The sequence below is a fragment of the Gordonia lacunae genome (genome assembly GCF_002149015.1).
GTDB classification, from domain to species: domain Bacteria; phylum Actinomycetota; class Actinomycetes; order Mycobacteriales; family Mycobacteriaceae; genus Gordonia; species Gordonia lacunae.
On the sequence record NZ_NGFO01000016.1, the window covers coordinates 97,565 to 117,131 of the forward strand.

General features: G+C 68.3%; 12 protein-coding genes. 3 read left to right on the forward strand and 9 right to left on the reverse strand.

Annotated features, from left to right (window positions below; translation table 11 throughout):
- Nucleotides 1-56: 56 nt before the first annotated feature.
- Genes CA982_RS15015 through CA982_RS15030 form a run of 4 tightly spaced genes read right to left on the reverse strand, consistent with a single transcriptional unit; the run spans nucleotide 57 to nucleotide 4,703 of the window.
- Entirely contained in the window at nucleotides 57-848 is a 792-nt protein-coding gene (locus CA982_RS15015) for an SDR family NAD(P)-dependent oxidoreductase (RefSeq protein WP_086536086.1), read from the reverse strand.
- The gene (locus CA982_RS15020) at nucleotides 845-1,948 is read right to left on the reverse strand and encodes a zinc-binding dehydrogenase (RefSeq protein ID WP_086536087.1); all 1,104 of its coding nucleotides are present in this window, start codon (nucleotides 1,946-1,948) and stop codon (nucleotides 845-847) included. Before CA982_RS15020 ends, CA982_RS15015 begins: the two co-directional genes overlap by 4 nt.
- Nucleotides 1,945-2,949 carry a TIGR03619 family F420-dependent LLM class oxidoreductase gene (locus CA982_RS15025; RefSeq protein ID WP_086536088.1) on the reverse strand — a complete coding sequence of 335 codons (1,005 nt, stop codon included), beginning with the start codon at nucleotides 2,947-2,949 and terminating at the stop codon, nucleotides 1,945-1,947. The genes CA982_RS15020 and CA982_RS15025 overlap by 4 nt, the downstream gene beginning before the upstream one ends.
- Nucleotides 2,949-4,703 carry a PEP-utilizing enzyme gene (locus CA982_RS15030; protein WP_086536089.1) on the reverse strand — a complete coding sequence of 585 codons (1,755 nt, stop codon included), beginning with the start codon at nucleotides 4,701-4,703 and terminating at the stop codon, nucleotides 2,949-2,951. The genes CA982_RS15025 and CA982_RS15030 overlap by 1 nt, the downstream gene beginning before the upstream one ends.
- Before the next feature lie 250 nt (nucleotides 4,704-4,953).
- Between CA982_RS15030 and CA982_RS15035 the strand changes: the two genes are divergently transcribed.
- On the forward strand, nucleotides 4,954-8,343 hold the full coding sequence (locus tag CA982_RS15035) for a pyruvate carboxylase (RefSeq protein WP_086536090.1): 3,390 nt from the start codon (nucleotides 4,954-4,956) through the stop codon (nucleotides 8,341-8,343).
- 45 nt (nucleotides 8,344-8,388) lie between these two features.
- On the opposite strand, the gene CA982_RS15040 is transcribed toward CA982_RS15035, so the two are convergent.
- Nucleotides 8,389-9,162: an enoyl-CoA hydratase-related protein gene (locus CA982_RS15040; protein WP_086536091.1), complete on the reverse strand. Its 774-nt coding sequence runs from the start codon at nucleotides 9,160-9,162 to the stop codon at nucleotides 8,389-8,391.
- A 237-nt stretch (nucleotides 9,163-9,399) separates the two neighbouring features.
- Between CA982_RS15040 and CA982_RS15045 the strand changes: the two genes are divergently transcribed.
- Nucleotides 9,400-10,149 (forward strand): FadR/GntR family transcriptional regulator, encoded by a 750-nt coding sequence (locus CA982_RS15045; RefSeq protein ID WP_086536092.1) that lies wholly within the window; start codon nucleotides 9,400-9,402, stop codon nucleotides 10,147-10,149.
- A gap of 7 nt (nucleotides 10,150-10,156) precedes the next feature.
- Here CA982_RS15045 and CA982_RS15050 read toward each other — a convergent pair whose 3' ends face one another.
- From CA982_RS15050 to CA982_RS15065, 4 genes are all read right to left on the reverse strand, one after another.
- Nucleotides 10,157-11,611: a wax ester/triacylglycerol synthase domain-containing protein gene (locus CA982_RS15050; protein WP_086536093.1), complete on the reverse strand. Its 1,455-nt coding sequence runs from the start codon at nucleotides 11,609-11,611 to the stop codon at nucleotides 10,157-10,159.
- Nucleotides 11,608-13,101 (reverse strand): HAD-IB family hydrolase, encoded by a 1,494-nt coding sequence (locus CA982_RS15055; RefSeq protein ID WP_086536119.1) that lies wholly within the window; start codon nucleotides 13,099-13,101, stop codon nucleotides 11,608-11,610. Before CA982_RS15055 ends, CA982_RS15050 begins: the two co-directional genes overlap by 4 nt.
- Nucleotides 13,098-15,416, reverse strand: coding sequence for a glycerol-3-phosphate 1-O-acyltransferase (locus CA982_RS15060; RefSeq protein ID WP_086536094.1), 2,319 nt, complete (start codon nucleotides 15,414-15,416; stop codon nucleotides 13,098-13,100). Before CA982_RS15060 ends, CA982_RS15055 begins: the two co-directional genes overlap by 4 nt.
- 177 nt (nucleotides 15,417-15,593) lie before the next feature.
- The gene (locus CA982_RS15065; protein WP_004020476.1) at nucleotides 15,594-15,797 is read right to left on the reverse strand and encodes a cold-shock protein; all 204 of its coding nucleotides are present in this window, start codon (nucleotides 15,795-15,797) and stop codon (nucleotides 15,594-15,596) included.
- A gap of 219 nt (nucleotides 15,798-16,016) precedes the next feature.
- On the opposite strand from CA982_RS15065, the gene CA982_RS15070 reads away from it, so the two are divergent.
- The gene (locus CA982_RS15070) at nucleotides 16,017-19,448 is read left to right on the forward strand and encodes a serine/threonine-protein kinase (protein WP_086536095.1); all 3,432 of its coding nucleotides are present in this window, start codon (nucleotides 16,017-16,019) and stop codon (nucleotides 19,446-19,448) included.
- The last annotated feature ends 119 nt before the right edge of the window (nucleotides 19,449-19,567 follow it).

Here is a 19,567-nt window from a genome sequence, read left to right on the forward strand (position 1 = left end):
GAGTTGAAGTCTGCCGGTCACCTGCCCGACCGGCGCACCCTCGGGGAGCAGGACGCTCACCGAACAGCGTTGTCCACCAGGGCACCCGGGGGTACCGTCTGGCCGCTGCCGCAGGTGGCGCCGCCGTCGACGGGGATGGTCGCGCCGGTGACGAACGAGGCCAGTGGCGAGGCGAGGAACGCGATCACCTCGGCCACCTCACCGGCGGTGCCCCAGCGTTGCAGGGGAACCATCCGGCGCAACGATTCGTAACGCTCCGGTGTGTGGACGGCGATGCGTTGCGTCATCCCGGTCTCGATCGGCCCGGGGCAGACGGAGTTGACTCGGATCCGGTCGACGGCGAGGTCGATGGCCAGTGATCTGGCGAGATTGACGACGCCGGCCTTGGCGGCGGCATACGGCCAGCGGTGGGGTTCGCCGCCCAGCGCCGTCGCCGACGCCGTCACCACCACCGCGCCACCGCCGGACCGCCGGAACGCCGGGATCGCTTCGCGTACACCGAGAACCACCGATCGGAGATTTACGTCGAGGGAGCGGTCGAAGACGTCGAGGTCCAGGGTCTCGATGGACCCGGAGGCGGGGACGCCGGCGTTGAGGACCAGCGCGTCGAGACGGCCGAAACGCTGCTCCGCCGTCTCCACCGCGTGCCGGTTGTCGTCGGCCGACGTCACGTCTCCCACGAGCGGGACGATCCGCGGCCGGTCCGCGAAGGCGTCGAGAATCGTAGACGAGTTGTCCATGGCGACAACCGAACCGCCGCGTTCGACCAGGAGCTCGGTCACCGCACGGCCGATACCCGAGCCGGCACCGGTCACGATGGCGACGGTGCCGGACGCGGGCTCGGTCATTCGGAGTCCATCTCGATGATCGCCCGGCCGACGATCTCGCCGCGGGCGAGGGCCTGGTAGGCCTCGTCGACGTCGTCGAGCCGGTAGCGGCGGGTGATCACTCGTTCCGGCTCCACGATCCCACCGGCCACCATGCGCAGCAGTGCGGGCATGTCCCGCCGGGCCTTGGCGCCGTAGGAACCGCGGATCTGCAGGCTGCGCCGGACGAGGCGGGCCAGGTCGAGCTCGCCGGGGGTGCCGGCCGGCGCGATTCCCACCACCACGGCGCGGCCCCCGTCGTCGAGGATGTCCAGTGCGGTGGCAAAGGTGCTCGGATGTCCGAGGGCCTCGAAGGCGACGTCGACGCCGTGGCCGTCGGTCAGCGCCCGTACCTCGGCGACGACATCGGTGTCGCGCGAGTTCACGGTATGAGTCGCACCGAGTTCCGACACTGCCTTGAGCTTGTCGTCGTTCACGTCGATCGCGATGATCTGGGCGACCCCGGCTGCCGCGGCGAACTGGACGATCGACGATCCGACCCCGCCGGCGGCCACGACGGCGACACGGTCGGCGAGCCGCAGTTCGGCGTTGGTCACCGCACCGAGCGCGGTGAACGAACTGCAGCCGAGGATGGAGACCTCGCCCAACCCGACTCCCTCGGGGACGACGAACGCATCCGAGGCGGGAACCACACAGTATTCGGCGAGGCCGCCCATCGAGTACATCGCGAGCGGACTGCCGTCGGCGCGGGCCAACCGGGTCTCGCCGTCGTAGAGCGTGCCCTTGAGCCGGTTGTGGGCGAAGAACTTCTCGCACAGGTCGTCCAGTCCACGCGCGCAGTGGCGACAGTCGCCGCACGGCATGATGAAGCTGCACACCACGCGGTCGCCGACGGCGAGGGTGTCGACGCCCTCGCCGAGTTCCTCGATCACGCCGGAGACCTCGTGGCCGAGAACAGCGGGCGCGGGGAAGTTCACCTCGGACTTCAGCACGTGCAGGTCGGTGTGGCAGACCCCGCACGCCGTGACCTTGAGCAGGATCTCGCCGCGACGGGGCGTCGGCCGCGGAATGTCCTCGACTGCGAGCTTCGGTGTACCGCCATCCCAGACAGCAGCTTTCATGATGCGTTCTCCTTCTGGGGCCGGGCGGTGCCCGTCCCGGACGAGTCGGGCTCCGCGGAGCTGTCCTCGCGCGCGAGCTGGATCAGCGGCGCCAGCCGCTCGGGCATCCTGGCCCAGTCCTCCGGCGACCGGATGTCGTCGGAGAAATTGCATTCGATGATGAAGTGTTCCGCACCGACCGCCTTCGCGGTGCCGATATCGACGGCCACGCCGTCGAGTCCCTGTCCGCCGGAGCCCACCGGGTCGGTGGGGCGCTGGAGGTAGGACCGCAGGAAGAGGCGTACGGGCGCGCGGCCGGCGGGGCGCTGGGCAGCCATGCTGTCGAGCTGGGCGGCCAAGGCGTCGACGGTCCCGCTGCTGGGATTCCAGATGTCGAACAGTGCCGCGGTGCGGGTGAGACCACGTTCCGACCGCAACCCCGACAGCAGCGGAGGATGCGGTGTCTGCACCGGTTTCGGCCGAACGGTCGACGTCGGGATGGTGAAGAAGTCACCGTCGAACTCGACGGGGTCGGGACCCCAGCACGCCTGGACTGCCCGGACGAGTTCGTCCATCCGACGCCCACGGGTGCGGGGGTCGACGTCCATGAGCCGGTGTTCCTCGTCGGACCAGCCGACGCCCAGGCCGGCGACGAGACGTCCGCCGGAGAGCACGTCGAGAGTCGCCAGGCGCTGCGCGAGTTCGACCGGGCGGTGGTAGCCGGCGACGAGGATGCTGCTCCCGATCAGGGCCCGCCGGGTGCACGACGCGACGAACGCCATGAGCTCGGTCGCCCCGAGGACCGAACGGTAGGCGGGGTGCACCGCGGTGGTGTGCCGGCCGCCGTAGACGGACGAATTCTGTTCGGAGTAGAAGAGATGCTCTTGCGCCCAGAGTCCGGTGAAACCGAGTTCCTCGGCGGACACCGCGAAGTCGCGGACCGCCGCGGCATCGACATGCTCGCCCAGTTGGGGAAGCGCGAGTCCGATCGTCGGGCCACCGGACCCGTCAGTCACTGCCATCAGAGGATCGTCACCGACCCGGTGTTGCCGTCGACCTCGATCATCGCACCGTCCGGGATACGGGCGGTCGCATCCTGAACCGAGACAGCACAGGGGATTCCGAGCTCGCGACACACGATCGAGGAGTGGGTGATCGTCGCGCCGACGTTCACGACGACGCCGCCGGCGAAGACGAACAACGGGGTCCAGGCCGGGTCGGTCTGCGGCGCGACCAGGATGTCGCCTTCCTCCAGCTGCTCGGCCTCGTACGGATCGTGCAGGATCCGTGCGCGTCCCCGGGCGATTCCCGGGGCGCCGCCGACTCCGGAGAGGACATCACCGGGCACCGCGGGGTCCACCCGCTGCCCGGTGCGGCGGGGCCACTGCGAAAGGGGCAGGGGTTCGAACAGGAAGAACGGCGGTTGCAGATCGAACAGCGCGAGGTACTGCTCGCGTCGGCCCTTGATGGTGGCCGTGAACGACTCCGGTTCGGCGACGAAGCGATCGAGCTCGTCGTCGACCAGCATGGTGATGTCGTGGTGGTCGTCCATGATTCCGCGCTCGACCATCCGGCGTCCGAGTTCGTAGAGAGCGGCCCGCATCTCACCCATGATCTTGACGCACGCGGTCTTCGTGCGCTCCCGCCACGGCATGAATTTGGTGATCGACTTCGCCGCGTTGCGGAAAGCGGTCGCCGACTCGGCGTCGGGCATCTTGGCGGCGAGCTCGTCGGTGAGTGCGACTCTCTTGTCCTGATTGCGACGCAGGATCAGCTCGGGGTCCGCGTCCGCCGGGCTGTTCCGCATCCCGTTGATCGCCATCAGCGCCAGTACGGGTCTGGTCTCCCAGCTGTCCGAGCGGATGTCCCACTCGTTCGGTGCGCGCGAGCCGTAGCGATAGAGGAAGTCGTCGAACTCCTCACGGAACTTCGCGGCGTCGGCGGAGTCGCTCGCGGTGATCGTCTCGAGGGCCGTGGCGAGCCCGTTGTCGAAGATCTCGGTCAACTCGGGGGAGCCGGCGACGAGACGTCCCAGCTTCCACATCGCATACGACGGCGCGGCCGAGTCCACCCCGCCCAGTCCGCTGAGCAGGTCGCCGAGTTCGTCTGCTGCTCCGATGCTTTCGAGAAGCTGGCCGGCGACGGCCGGTCCCATCGTCGACAGCGTCGTGGTGACCGGGTGATAGGCGTAGCAGTAGATCAGGTCGGGGAGCAGTGAGCGCGCGTGCTCGACGAGTTCGGCATCGCTCATCGTGGTCAGATCGGGACGCTGGTCGCGTGCATGGTCGGCGCGGCGCTTGGCCTCTTCGGCTTCCGGGAACTCATCGGTCGTGAGAGCCCAGGCGGTCTTCTCGGCGAGACCGGCTGTCAGCTCGGCGTTCTCGTCGCCCGGCTTGGGTACGTACTCGGGGATGTCGGGATGATCGCCCACCCACAGGCTGTTCCACACCGGCACCGTCAATCCCGGGAGCCGGGCACCGTTGAGCTCGGTCATCGAGAAATTCGTGTAGTGGTAACCGCCGAAGTTGCCGATGATCTGGGGCATCACCTCGTCGATCTCCTCGGCGAGATGCGTACCCAGGTGTTCGACGTAGCCTTCGCGCCATCCGATGTTGAGGCCCTTGTTCCAGACCATCGTGACGTTCAGCGGACTCGACGGGTCGGGCAGCACCTCGCCGGCATTGGCGCGTGTGTACACCGGATATCGGCTGCTGAACTCCCAATCGGTGATCCATCGATCGATGTCGGCCGCCCCCGCGGACTGCTCGTCACTCATGTGTTCCTCCTCATCGCAGTGACAGGCTGTATGTCAAGTCACACTATAGAAACCGCCGCCTGATGGAAACATGTACAGAGATATTTCTCAGCAGATTGGGCGCAAAGATGTCGTCAGCGGCTACGGGAAGTAACTTTATTCCGAATAGAGTAACCTGACCGCAGACCCGGAGATGTGGGTCACATCCCGCCCGCGCCCGCCCGCTTCTCACGCGGCTTCTTCCGGCGCATCCGCTGACGAAAGGAAACCCATGTTCGAGAAGGTGCTGGTCGCGAACAGAGGCGAGATCGCGGTCCGGGCATTTCGTGCCGCGGTCGAGCTCGGCGCGAGTACGGTCGCCGTCTACCCCCACGAGGACCGCAACTCCGTCCACCGGGCCAAGGCATTCGAATCCTATGAGATCGGCGAACGGGGGCATCCGGTCCGCGCGTACCTCTCGGTCGACGAGATCGTCCGCGTCGCGGTGACGTCCGGAGCCGACGCGGTGTACCCCGGTTACGGCTTCCTCTCCGAGAATGCCGAGCTGGCCCGCGCGTGTGCGGCCCGGCAGATCACCTTCGTCGGCCCGTCCGCCGAGGTGCTCGAACTCGCCGGCGACAAGTCCCGGGCCGTTGCGGCCGCGGCCGCGGCCGGTTTGCCGGTATTGACCTCGTCGACACCGTCGAGTGATGTCGACGAGCTGCTGGACGCGGCCGACGACGTCGGTTTCCCTCTGTTCGTCAAGGCGGTCGCCGGTGGTGGTGGACGGGGCATGCGTCGCGTCGACGAACCGTCGCGGCTGCGCGGGGCGATAGAGGCGGCCTCGCGCGAGGCCACCACGGCTTTCGGTGACGGCACGGTCTTCCTGGAGCGGGCGGTGGTCGACGCCCGCCACATCGAGGTGCAGATCCTCGCCGATGCGACCGGCGAGGTCATCCACCTGTACGAGCGCGACTGTTCGTTGCAGCGTCGTCACCAGAAGGTCGTCGAGGTGGCTCCCGCGCCCGCGCTCGACCCGGTGATCCGTGATCGAATCTGTTCGGATGCAGTGGCTTTCGCCCGGCATATCGGTTACACCTGTGCCGGGACGGTGGAGTTCCTGCTCGGTTCCGACGGGGGTCATGTGTTCATCGAGATGAACCCTCGCATCCAGGTGGAACACACGATCACCGAGGAGATCACCGACGTCGACCTCGTCGCGACCCAGATGCAGATCGCATCGGGTGTCACGCTGGAGGAGCTGGGGCTGACCCAGGATTCGATCGAGATCCGCGGTGCGGCAGTGCAATGCCGGATCACGACCGAGGACGTGACCGACGGCTTCCGGCCCGACACCGGGCGGATCACCGCCTACCGCACGCCCGGTGGCTCCGGCGTCCGTCTGGACGGGAGCGTCGGGCTGGGGTCCGAGATCGGTTCCCACTTCGACTCGATGCTGGTGAAGCTGACCTGCCGCGGCCGCGACCTGGAGACCGCGCGGGCGCGCGCACGCCGTGCGATCGCCGAGTTCCGCGTGCGCGGCGTCGCCACCAACATCCCGTTCCTGCAAGCGGTTCTCGCCGATGACGACTTCGGCGCGTGGCGCGTCACGACCTCGTTCATCGAGTCGCGACCGGACCTGCTCGAGCAGCATGCCTCCGCCGACCGCGGTACGCGCATCCTGCGATACCTCGCCGACATCACCGTGAACCGGCCGCACGGCGAGCGGCCGTCGGCGGTGTATCCGGTCGACAAACTGCCGGATGTCGACCTCACGTCGCTGCCGCCCGACGGATCCCGTGACCGGCTGCACGAGCTGGGCCCTGACGGTTTCGCCGCCGAGCTTCGCGCGTCGACGGCACTCGCGCTGACCGACACCACCTTCCGCGACGCACATCAGTCGCTGCTGGCCACCCGCGTGCGCAGCCGGGATCTGGTGACCGTGGCACCGCACGTGGCGCGAATGACCCCGCAGCTGTGGTCGGTCGAGGCCTGGGGCGGCGCGACGTACGACGTCGCGCTGCGGTTCCTCAAGGAGGATCCGTGGGAGCGTCTCGCGGCCCTGCGCACGGCGATGCCCAACGTCTGCCTGCAGATGTTGCTGCGCGGCAAGAACACCGTCGGCTACACGCCGTACCCGGCTGAGGTGAGTGACGCATTCGTTCGCGAGGCGGCGTCAACGGGGGTCGACATCTTCCGAATCTTCGACGCGCTGAACAACATCGACGCGATGCGACCGGCCATCGACGCGGTGCGGGAGACCGGGACGGCGGTGGCGGAGGTGGCCATGTCCTACACCGGCGACCTGTCCGATCCCGGCGAGACCCTGTACACCCTGGACTACTACCTGAGGCTGGCCGAACGGATCGTCGAGGCAGGCGCGCACGTGCTGGCGATCAAGGACATGGCGGGCCTGCTGCGCCCGGCCGCGGCGTCGACTCTGGTACGCGCTCTGCGATCGCGATTCGACCTCCCCGTGCACCTGCACACCCACGACACCGCCGGCGGGCAGCTGGCGACCTACCTCGCCGCCTGGGAGGCCGGGGTGGACGCGGTGGACGGGGCGAGCGCGCCGCTGGCCGGCACGACCAGTCAGCCGCCGTTGTCGGCCATCGTCGCCGCGACGGCGAACACCGACCGCGACACCGGGATCGACCTCGCGGCCTGCTGCGCACTCGAGCCCTACTGGGAGGCGGTGCGGGCGGCGTACGCACCGTTCGACACGGGTCTGCCGGCGCCCACCGGCCGCGTCTACGCGCACGAGATCCCGGGCGGCCAGCTGTCCAACCTGCGGCAGCAGGCCCTGTCACTGGGATTGGCGGACCGGTTCGAGGACATCGAGGCGGCGTACGCGGGCGCCGACACCGTGCTCGGCCGGCTGATCAAGGTGACGCCGTCGTCGAAGGTCGTCGGCGACCTGGCACTGGCGCTCGTCGGGGCCGGTGCGAGCGCCACCGACTTCGCCGACGATCCGACCGCCTACGACATCCCCGACTCGGTGGTGGACTTCCTGCACGGCGACCTGGGCGAGCCGGCGGGCGGCTGGCCGGAGCCGCTCCGCACGCGCGCCCTCGAGGGCCGCACCGACCCCCGCCCGGTCGCGGCCCTGACCGAGAGTGACCGCGCGGCGCTCGCCGGCACGTCGTCGGAGCGCCGAGACGCGCTCAACCGGCTGCTCTTCCCCGGACCCGACCGCGAGTTCCGCGACCACCGCGAGACCTACGGCGACACGTCGCGGCTGTCCACCAACCAGTTCTTCTACGGTCTGCGGCAGGACGAAGAGCATCGCGTGGAACTGGAGAAGGGGGTCGAGCTGCTCATCGGCCTCGAGGCGATCTCCGATCCCGACGACTCCGGGATGCGCAACGTGCTGTGCATCCTGAATGGTCAGTTGCGGCCGGTTCGGGTGCGCGATCGCTCGGTCGAGTCGACGACACGCACAGCGGAGAAGGCCGACCCCGCGGCGCCGGGACAACTCGCCGCACCCTTCTCCGGTGTGGTGACGCTGTCGGTGAAGGAGGGCGACGAACTACGACGGGGTGAACCGGTCGGCACGATCGAGGCGATGAAGATGGAGGCCACGATCTCCGCGCCGCTCTCCGGGACCGTGCAGCGGGTGGCGGTGTCGGGGTCGACCGAAGTCGATGGTGGGGATCTCCTGCTCACCATCGCGATGGACTGACGCGGTTGGTCGGGTCCGCGCCCGAGTGGCGCGGACCCGACCGCGTCACCTGCGCGCGAGGTCGGCGACCTGCGCCTCGACGGCGGTCTTGGAATCGGGGTGTTCGGACAACCGCACGGTGAAGGACTGCTCGAGCTCGTAACCACGGCGGATGTCGAGATCCTCGCAGCCGTTGAGGGATTGCTTGGCGAGCACGATGGCGTGCCTGCTCTTCTCCGCGATCGAGCGTGCGCGCGCGGTGGCGATCTCCAGGAGGTCGTCATGCGCGACGACCTCGATCGGCGCTCCCCACCGTTCCAGGGTCGAGGCGTCGACGGGCTCGGCGGTGAGGAACATGCGCCGCATCGCCTGCTGGGGCAGCATCCGGGCGGTGAAGCGACCACCGCCGAGGACCCCGACGTTCATCTCCGGGAGCCCGAAGGTGGCGCGCTCGGACGCGACCACGAGGTCGGAGAGCGCGACTAGTCCGAATCCGCTCCCGAGGGCGGGTCCGTTGACCGCGGACACGACGGGGAGGTGACAGTCCCGCACGCTGAACAGCGCTCGTCGGGCCCGTCGCATCGCGATGTCTCCACTGACGGTGGACATGGTGCGGAACTCGTTGATGTCGTTGCCCGCGCTGAAGATGCGGCCGCGGCCGGTCAGCACGATCACCCGCACGTCCTGGTCGTCGGACAGCGCCTCGAACGTCGCGGCGATGTCCTCGTACATCTGCCCGTCGATGGCGTTGACCTTGCCCCGCGACAGTTCCACGAGTGCGACGCCCGGCTGGTGCATGCTGACCGAGAGGCTCCCGGACGCAGGGGACGTGGTCGTCATGGCTGCCTAACTGTCGTGGACTGCGCCGTGCGGCCGAGGCGGGCGCGGCGCGTGGGAACCGAACTGGTCTCACGGTAATCGAGCTCGATAAATATGTACAGAGTTATGGCGGGTGGGTCGCGGGCGTCTCGCACCAGCCCGTTCGCCGACGACGCTTGCGGCCCCGATCGGAGTTCGACGGCAGGTCCGGGCGGGTAAGGTGTCGGCACCGACCGATCAGCCGAACACGGGAGCCGCATGACCGTCGCCGACGAGCCCGCCACCCGGCAGCCGCGCGGGCAGAAGATGTCCGCGCGGGTGGCCAACATGGTCGCCGACCAGATCCTCGGCGGTGGCATCGTCGAGGGCCAGCGCCTGCCGACGGAGAAGGAGATGGTCAGCGAGTTCGGCGTGGCTCGCACGACCGTCCGCGAGGCGCTGCGACTCCTCGAGAGTCGCGACCTCGTGACGATCAAGGCGGGGATCGGCGGCGGGCCCATAGCCAAACGGCCCGAGCTCGATTCGCTCGGCAACATCATGAAGTTGTTCCTGCAGATCAACGGCGCGAACATCAGCGATGTCATCGACGTCCGGCTGATGCTCGAGCCGATGGTCGCGCGGGCCGCCGCGCAGAACGTCACCGACGAACAGATCGAGTCGATGCAGGCGGCCCTCGACCGGATGCGCGATCACCCCGAGGACCACGCCAACTTCCAGGAGAACAACGCCGCGTTCCAGCGTGGGGTGTACGAGGCGGCGGGCAATCCCGCGCTGCGGGTGGTGATGGAGACGCTCTGGCTGCTCGTCCGTGACGCCGAACCCGTGGAACATCCCATCGCGACCCGGCTTGCGGCCTTCGAACTCCAGCAGGACATCCTCGACGCCATGCGCGCCCGGGATGTCGAGGCGACCGCGGCCGCGATGGACGTCTTCAACCAGGAGTCCGCGCGGTACTACCGGCGCCGGCTCCGCGACATCATCTCCCGACCCGTGCGGTGGCAGATCTGAGGGTCGGTCACACCACCCGCCGCAGAACTCCCGGCTCCACCTCGTCGTCGGCGGCCAACGCGAGCACCTCGCCGAAACCGGCAACGAGGCAGTCCGCGAACAATTCGAGATCGGTGACCGCGGCACCGTCGGAATTGATTCCGAGACAGGCCGTTCCGTTATGGGTGATCATCGTCGCCATCATTGCGCAACCGGGCAGCGGACCGAAGGGGAACATCCGCTCGACCTTGGCGCCGGCCACATAGGTGTCCCACGGGATGCCCGGCACGTTGCTGGCCTGGAGGTCGTTCTGGCTGGTCGTTCCACTGAACTGCATGAGGACCGAGCCGGGGAGCCAGGCCATCACCGACCCGAGGGTGTTGAAGATGTCGACCGCCGGCTCGTGCCGGGCGACGCGGACCTGCTCGCGGATGGTGAGCACCCGCTCGAACGGGTCGGCGATCCCGACCGGCCCGGCCAGCCGCCCGACTGCGATGCGGTTTCCGCCGGCCGGGTCCTCCGGCCGGCGCACCGAGATGGGGATGGCCACGGGCATCGTCTCGATCGGGGTGCCCATCTTCTCGTGATAGAGGCGGAAGCCGCCGATGAGCCCGGCGAGGTAGACGTCGTTGATCGACGCACGGGTCGCCGTTGCGGCCGCCTTGAGGTCGGTGAACGGGACCTCGAACGCGCTGAAACGCCACGACAGACTCCGGTGTGCCAGCAGCGGAGAACCCGGCGGGCTGACCAGTCCGGCCACACGGGGCACCGAACGCCCATATCGCAGAACAGAACTCAGCGCAGTCCGGGGATGTACCAGGGCGCGCACACCGCGGAAGGTTGTGTCCAGACGGTGGGGGATCCGCCGGATCTCCTCACCCACCTGTCGGCGGAGCAGGTCGACGGGAGTGATGTTCACCGGGTCGGGGCTCGGCGGCTGGGGTTTACCCGGATTGTGTTCGCGGGTGGGCGAATGCAGTTGTGCGAGTCCGATGATCGCCCCCATGCCATCGGTGAGCGCGTGGTGGGCCTTGAGGAAATACGCCGCCTTCCCGTCGGGGAGTCCTTCGATCAGCGTGCCCTCCCACGGCGGCCGCGCGGCGTCGAGGGCGGTCATCGCGAGCTGTTCACAGGTGACGAGCAGCTCGCGCATGCTCCCGTTGCCGCCCAATCGGATTCGACGCAGATGATAGTGCAGGTCGAAGTCCGGGTCGACGGCCCAGCTGGGCGTTCCGGTGCCGAACGGCGAGTCGACGACGCGCTGCCGGAACCGCGGCGCCATCCGGCTCCCCCATTCGTGCGCGGCCACGAGCCGGTCCCAGTCCGGGGCGCAGTCGTACACCTCGAGCATGCAGATGGTCCCGCGCATCCGCCGGTCGGTGTCGCCGCGCCACATGATGGTGTCCACCGAGCTCATGTGTGGCTCGTTCGCCCAGTCCAGCGGGCGGTCGACGCCGTCGGTCAGGCCCGTCTCGTCGCTCACAGTTGTCTCTCCTCGGGGACCTCGGCCGGTGGCCGGGCGTCGTCGTCGGCGAAGAAGTCCAGCGGCCAGTCGGCCAGGGCGCTGACGTACATCTGCCGCACTTCGTCGGCGCGGTCGCCGATCTCCTCGGGCGACCAGTCGCTGGTGTCCACCGGCGGCAGGACCATCACCTCGACGGTGCCCGGTCGGATGAGTTGCGCACCGCGCCACATCAACTCGCCGGTGTTGCGCAGAACCACCGGGACGATCGGCACACCTGCCTGCATGGCGATGTGGAAGGGGCCCTTCTTGAACCGGCCCACCCGTGGGGTGGGGGACCGGGTGCCCTCGGGGGCCACCACCAGCGACATCCCCTCGTCCCGGAGTGCTCGCACCGCCGGCGCCAGTTGCTCGATGGCGCGGCCCGGGTCGGCGCGATCGATGAACACCAGGCCCGCCTGCTGCAGGATCGGTCCGACGACCGGCACCCGCTGCACTTCCTTCTTGGCCACGCCGGTCGCCTCGGACCGGACGAGGTTGATCATCACCGGCAGATCGAGTTTCGACTGGTGGTTGAAGAGGAACACGCACGGACGAGCCGACGTGAGGTACTCGCCGCCTTCGAGGACCTGCACGTGGATGCCGGCCAGAGACAGCCCGACGTCGGTGCCGGTCGGCAGGGCCTCGACGAGTGCGGAGGGGTCGCGCCGGACCAGGCCCGTCGTGACGCCCACCGCGGCGGATGCCAGGAACGAACTGTAGAAGGCGCCGGTCCTGGCGAGCATCCCAAGCCGGTTGTACGTGGGGTTCTTCAGGTCGATGATCGGCCATCCGCGGGTTTCGGCCTCCGCCCGCAGGATTCGGCGTGGTGAGACGGCTGCGGGGTTGCCCACCGATTCGAGGTAGGGGATGTCCTCGTTGCCGTCGCTGTAGGCGAACGAGGCGGCGAGGTCGATGCCGTGCTCACGGGCAAGGGTGCGCACCGCGGCGGCCTTTCCCGGTCCCCACAGCGGCCGCCCCCGAATGTTGCCGGTGACCACCCCGTCGACGACCTCGACGTCGGTGGCGAGCGCGAAGTCGGCTTCGATCTCCCGCGCGATGGGCTCGATCTGGAAGCGGGTGGCCGACGAGGCGATGACGATGGTGTGCCCCATCTCCCGGTGCGCGCGCAGGATCTGCCACATCTGCGGCCGCAGCTTGGCCGCCGTCTCGTACTTGAAGAGGTGTTCGCCGAACTCGATCAGTTCGGCATATGTCTTGCCGGCAAAGGTCGGACGGGTGGCGTCGAGGACTTCCGCGTAGTCCTGTTCGGAGACGACGCCGCGTAACCCGATCAGCAGGAAGTCGGCGAGTTCGCCGAAGCCGAATTCCAGGCTGCGCAACCGTGCTCGCATGATGGCGGCTGCGGAGAACCCCTCGATCAGGGTCCCGTCGTAGTCGAAGAGCGCGGCGACCTTCTTGCCGGTGGGTGCCGACCGGATGGCCCGCATGCGGTCGGTGAAGGCACTCACGGCGCGGCCTCCGACCACACCGCGGGTTGGATGTCCTCGATCGAGGCGATCCGTGCCAGCCGCTCACGCATCGATTCGACCTCGTCGAGCCAGTCCTGTCGCGCGGCCGCGAGGTCGGCGATGTCCTCGCCGTGGATCAGGTGCCGGTTGTCGGCGAGTTGGTGGCAACCGTCATAGAGGTCCTTGGACACCGAGTCCTTGCTGCGCACAACACCTTGCAACGACAGTTGCCGGCCGAGACCCAGACAGTCGGTGATCAGGTCGTCCTTGTCGCGGGACGTGGTGCCGAGTTCCACGAGCTTGGTCGCGAAGACCAGCTGGGCGTCGAAGAAGGGCTGCAGGGTGCGGCGGGCCAGCAGGCCGCCGGTGTGTCCGTGCAAGACCTCGTAGGTCCACTCCTGGGTCGGGGTGACCGCACGCCAGCCGGGGGCGAGCAGGTCGAGTTCGAGGCCGAGGCGGTGCAGGAACTCGACTTTCGGCGGGAAGAAGAACTCGAACTTCAGGAGGTCGCGGATCCGCAGGGCCTCACGTTGCGACGCGGCGAGCAGTCCCTCGTCGGCGATCGGCCCGTCGGCCGTCTCGTCGTATCCGATCGGGGTCTCGTCGGGCGGGACGTCGTCGGCCCGGACCTCTCCGTCGGCCACGGCGAGCATGGCGACCTCGACGATCGCCCGGTCGACGAAATGGTGCAGTGCGCCGTTGCGGTAGTAGGCGGCGACCGCATGGTTGTCGGGCACGATGGACCACACCGGCTCGGACCCGCCCTCGAAGCAGGTCACCACGCCGTTGCCGGCGAGGACCCGCAGGGTCTGGGTCAGCCCGACCCCGCGACACAGCGCGGGATCCGGCCCCGGCAGTTCGCGCCTGCGGATGTAGTCGAGCAGCGGCGCCAGGATGTTCTCGATCTCCGCGAGGGTATAGGCCCGGTCCTGTGCGCCGAGGAGGGCGAAACCGGCCAGCGAGGTGGCCGAGATCGGGGTGGCGGAATTGATCTCGTCCATCACCCGGAACGCGACCTTCTCCAGTCGTGAGCGTCCTTCGCCGGCCTCGTCGAGGGCGGTCCGCAGTGAGATCGGCGTGCCGAATCGCACCCGCGCCTCGCCCAGGTAGGCGCGCTGCGCCTTCGCATAGCGCAACAACCACCCGATCCCCTCGGGTTTCTTTGCGCCACCGGCATCCTCGGCCGCCATCGCGCCGATCTCCTGGAGCTGGTCGTACACGATCGACGTCGGCACGATCGTCACGTCGGCCTCGTCGAGCTGCGCCACGGCATCGACGACGTAGGTGAGCAGACCGAGTTTCGGCTTCCGCAGCTTGCCGGTCCGGCTGCGACCACCTTCGATGTACCACTCCAGGTTGAAGCGCTTCTCGACGATGTAGGCGAGGTAGGAACGCATCGCGAACTTGTAGACCGGGTCCGCGCCGAACTTGCGCCGGATGAAGATCATCCCGGCCCGGCGGGCGACCGGGCCGACCGGCCAGAACGACAGATTGTTCCCACCCAGCACGAGGTTCGGCGGAAAATCGTTGGTGCGCAACACCTTGGCGAGGACGAGTGGATCGACGTAGGACCGGTGGGATGGCAGGAAGATCAGGCCCGTGGACTTGTTCAGGGTGCGCAGGGTGTTGAGGTTCTCGACGTCGACCGTGACGTTCCAGGCCCGCTCGTGCAATCGGTTGAAGGTCGCCGAGAACACGTCGTCCATGAGGCGGCTCTGCGTGGCGACGAAGGTCGAGAGTTTGTCGGTGGCCTCGGCGACGACCGCGTCGGTGGGCCGGCCCAGTTCGGCGGCGAGTTTGGCCGCGGACGTCTGGAATCGGGACGAGCTGCTGATCTGTTCGGCGACGAGCCGGGGGACCTTGTAGCGGTCGCCGACGATCTGACGTTCGGCTCGTTCGGCCGAAACCGATGCCTGGAACAGGACGAACTGGGCGAACGGTTCACCGTGTGCCTGGTGATGGGCATGTCGGGTGCGCAGTTCCTCGATCGTCGCGGGTGCACCGGCGACGACGCGGAGGCTGTCCGGACGTCTCTTCCGGATGAGGGGTTGAACCGCGCCCAGTGGGCGTCGCGGATTCGACAGCACCAGCACGTCTCCGAGCGTGACCCGCCGCTCACCCTGCCGGACTGCCGGCAGCCACACGGCCCGGACCGGTACGAGGAGTGTCTCGGGTGCCATCGTGTCGAAATCGATGTCCGCCGATCGGGAGATCGTCGCGTCGGGGTAATTCGCCGACGTCCACTCGCGCACCGCCCGCATCTCGCACGACGTGCGGGCCTTGGTCAGAACCACCACCGGATCGGTCACCTGCATCACCCTCACGTTCCCTCGGGCCGCACCACGCCTCATTGTGACGTGGACTACATCGAGTGGTGTGGGTTTTCGACAGTCGGTTCCGCGGCGATGTCAGACGGTGTCAGAAGTTCCGGAGACGACGAAACGCCCCGTCCGACCGAGTGGCCGAGGGGGCGTTTCGCGAAAGTCAGGAGCTCAGAGCGCGCTGACGTTGGTAGCCTGGGGGCCCTTGGCGCCCTGCTCCACGTCGAATTCGACGCGCTGGTTCTCCTCGAGGTTGCGGAAGCCGCTACCGGTGATGGAGGAGTAGTGGACGAAGACGTCTGCGCCCTGATCGTCGGGAGCGATGAAGCCGAAGCCCTTTTCGCCGTTGAACCACTTGACGGTTCCCTGTGCCATACTGCTGTACTTCTTTCTTCAGTGTGCGCAACCACCAAGACCGATGGCTGCGCGTCAACTCTTTCACAGATGTCGACCATTGGGAAACGGAGCGGGCAGATTGGTGTGGCCGCAGCGGTCCGCGGGTACTCGGCTCGGGTAACGAAAGCCCCGCTCCCGGGGCATGCCTGAGTAGTCTGGACAGGGCAGCAGCCGATCGACACGCGATCGAGGCACGTCATGGCCGAGAACGATCCGTTGACCACACAGCGCGATGCCGTTCGCGACGTCGCCGGCGAGTTGGTGGGTGCGGGTTTCGCCGATCCGGTCGAGATCGGGCGTGGTGGTTACGGTGCGGTGTATCGCTGCCGGCAGCCGGCCCTCGACCGCGACGTCGCGGTGAAAGTGCTCACCGATCACCTCGACGAACAGAATCTCGAGCGATTCGTGCGTGAGCAGCGCGCCATGGGACGCCTCTCCGGGCACCCGAACATCGTCAACATCCTCGAGGTGGGTTCGACCCCCGAGGGCTTTCCGTTCATCGTGATGCAATATCACCCGCATGCGTCGCTCGACGTGCGCATCCGCAAGGACGGCCCCCTCGACTGGCGCGAGATCCTGCGGCTGGGGATCAAGGTGGCCGGTGCCCTCGAGGCCGCCCACCGCGCGGGCACCCTGCACCGCGACATCAAACCGGGGAACATCCTCATCACCGAGTACGGCGAACCTCAACTGACCGATTTCGGGATCGCCCGCATCTCCGGCGGCTTCGAGACCGATGCCGATCTGGTCACCGGGTCGCCGGCGTTCACCGCGCCCGAACTGCTCGCCGGCGCCACGCCCTCGGTCACCTCCGACGTCTACGGACTCGGTGCGACCCTGTTCTGCGCTCTGACCGGGCATGCCGCCTTCGAGCGACGCAGCGGGGAGCAGGTCGTCGCTCACTTCCTCCGGGTGGCGAGTGAAGGCGTCCCCGACCTCGCGGCCGCCGGGTTCCCCGCCGAGGTGTCCGGTTGTGTCGAACACGCGATGGCACGCGAACCCGTGGACCGCCCCGAATCGGCCCTGGCGCTGGGCGAGGAACTGCGGGAGGCGCAGCGTCGCCTCGGGGTCCCGCTCGACGAGATGGCTCTGCCCGCCGGGGCGATGGGCCCCTCCACCCCGGCCACTGCGCCGCGGCGTCGAACGACGATGAACCTGCCCATGCCGTCGACGAAGTTCCGGCCTCCTGTTCGGCCCCGCGCGCAGGTCACGAGGTCCCGGCTGCTGGAAACCCTGCGAGACGGCAAGCTGCGGCGACTCACCCTCATCCACGCGCCCACGGGCTACGGGAAGACCACGGTCGCGGCGCAGTGGGCCGAGCGGCTCGCGGACGACGGCATACCGGTGGCCTGGCTGACGGTCGACGACAGCGACAACGGTGTGGCCCGGTTCCTGGCCGACCTGATCGAGTCGCTCGGCCGGGCGGACCCGGACTCGGTCGGCGACCTCGCCTCGGTGGTCGATGAACACGGCGACCGTGCTGACGAGTACGTACTGACGTCACTGATCAACGACGTCCATGCGCGGGGACGGCGGATCGCACTGATCGTCGACGACTGGCATCGGGTCACGGATGCGGCGGTCATCGGGGCGATGGACTATCTACTCGAACACGGTTGCCATCACCTGCAGGTGATCGTGACCAGCCGTACCCGGGCCGGTCTCCCGGTCAGTCGCCTGCAGGTACATGACGAGATCATCGAGATCGACATGGCGGCTCTGTGTTTCGATGCCGACGAGGCCGAGCGCTTTCTCCGTGACGTCGCGGGACTGGACTTACGCGCCGACCAGGTCGCCGACCTCTGGTCGTCCACCGACGGATGGGTGGCCGCTCTTCAGCTGGCGTGCGTGTCCCTGCGCGGGTCCGGGGAACCGTCCGAACTGATCGGTGACATCTCCGGACGCCACCATGCGATCGGCGACTTCCTGGCCGAGAACGTGCTGGGCGTCCTGGAACCCGAAGTCCTGCAGTTCCTCCTCAAGGTCTCGCTGCCGGAGCGGATCTGCGCCGATCTCGCCACGACCCTGAGCGGCGAGGCCCGGGGCCAGGCCATGCTCGAGGACATCGAGGTCCGAGACCTCTTCCTCACCCGGATGGATCAGGCCGGTGAGTGGTTCCGGTTCCACTCGCTCTTCGCCGAGTTCCTTCGTCGCAGGCTCGAACGTGACGAACCGCAACTGATCACGCCGCTGCACCGAAGGTCGTCCGAGTGGTTCGCCCGGCACGGCATGCTCACCGAGGCCGTCGACCATGCGCTCGCCGCCGGGGATGCCGACCGCGCCGTCGAACTCGTCGAGACCGATGGCCGATCACTCATCGAGCATTCGCGGATGACCACCTTGGTCACGCTGATCGACAAGCTTCCGCCGGTGACGGTCGCGGCCAACCCGATCCTGCAGGTGCAGCTCGCCTGGGCGAACCTCCTCCTGCACCGGGCCGCGCTGGCGGAAGCATCTCTGGAGCGGGCCCGGGTCGCCTTGGAGCGATTGCCGCAGTCGGATGCCAGCGCGGGGATCCGTCGTGAGGCCGAGATCGCCGACGCGTGCGTGCGCGCCATCTCCGACCGGTTGGACGGGCTCGACGAACGCGTGACACGCCTCGCCGACGACCTCGACGGATTGCCCCCGTTCCTCGTGTCGGCCATCCACAATGTCGGAACCCTCGGGGCCACCATGAGATTCGACTTCGACGAGGCCCACCGGTGGCAGCAACGCGCCATCCCGGCACATCAGCGCAACACGGGTCCGTATGCGGTGATGTACGGATACGGACTGGACGGGCTCGCCTACTTCGAGCAACTCGACCTCGATCGCGCCGAGGCGTGTTTCCGTACGGGACTTCGGCTGTCGCGCGAGCGCGGCTCGCCGGCACAGTCGCAGGGTGCCCGGCTCGCCTGCGCTCTCCTCGCCGAGATCCTCTACGAACGCGGACAATTGGAGGAAACCGAGCGTCTGCTGGACGACAGCTTTCTCATCGGGGCGGCCGAGGGGGTCGTCGACATGATCGAGGCACGCCACCTCGTCGGGGCACGACTGGCGTTGTGCCACGGTGATCGGGAGGCCGCGGCGCGGTATCTCGCCGAAGCCGTGCACGTGGCCGAGCGGCTGGGCACCCCCCGACTCCGTGCCCTCGCCGAGAACGAGCTGGTGACGCGGCGCCTCCCGACCCGGCGGCCCATCCTGCCCCGCGTCGACCTCGACGAGGATGTGCCGAGTCAGGGCATCGCCGCGATCGTCGCGCAACTCGACGCCGAGACCGCGATCAGGTTGACGCTGGACTCGGACGACGGTTCCGGCGCGTCGGACGCCGCATGCGGGCGGGCGCAGTGGTGGGTGGACACCCTGACCGGGACCGGACGGCGGCGGGCGCTGCTCCGGGCGCAACGGCTTCTCGCCGTGTGCCTCGCGGCTGCGGGCCGGTTCGAGGAGGCGCACGACCTCACCGTGACGGTGCTGGAGCAGTGCGCCGCGGCCGGGCTGGTGCGATATCCGCTCGATGGCGGCGACGAGTTCCGGCAGCTGGTCGTCGACGTCGCAGCCGGTATTCGCGCAGGTGACCGACCGGTTTCGGTGTCGCTGTCGCCGGAGTTCCTCGACCGCGTGGTCGGCGAGGAACCGAGTGGCCGATGACCGACGGGGAATACCCGGACCGCCCGATCGACTTGAACCTGAACGTGGCCGCGGCCGGTCGCCCCGATGTCGGGCGTCCCGAACAGGTCGTCCGAGGAGACCTGCGCAACCGATGTCTC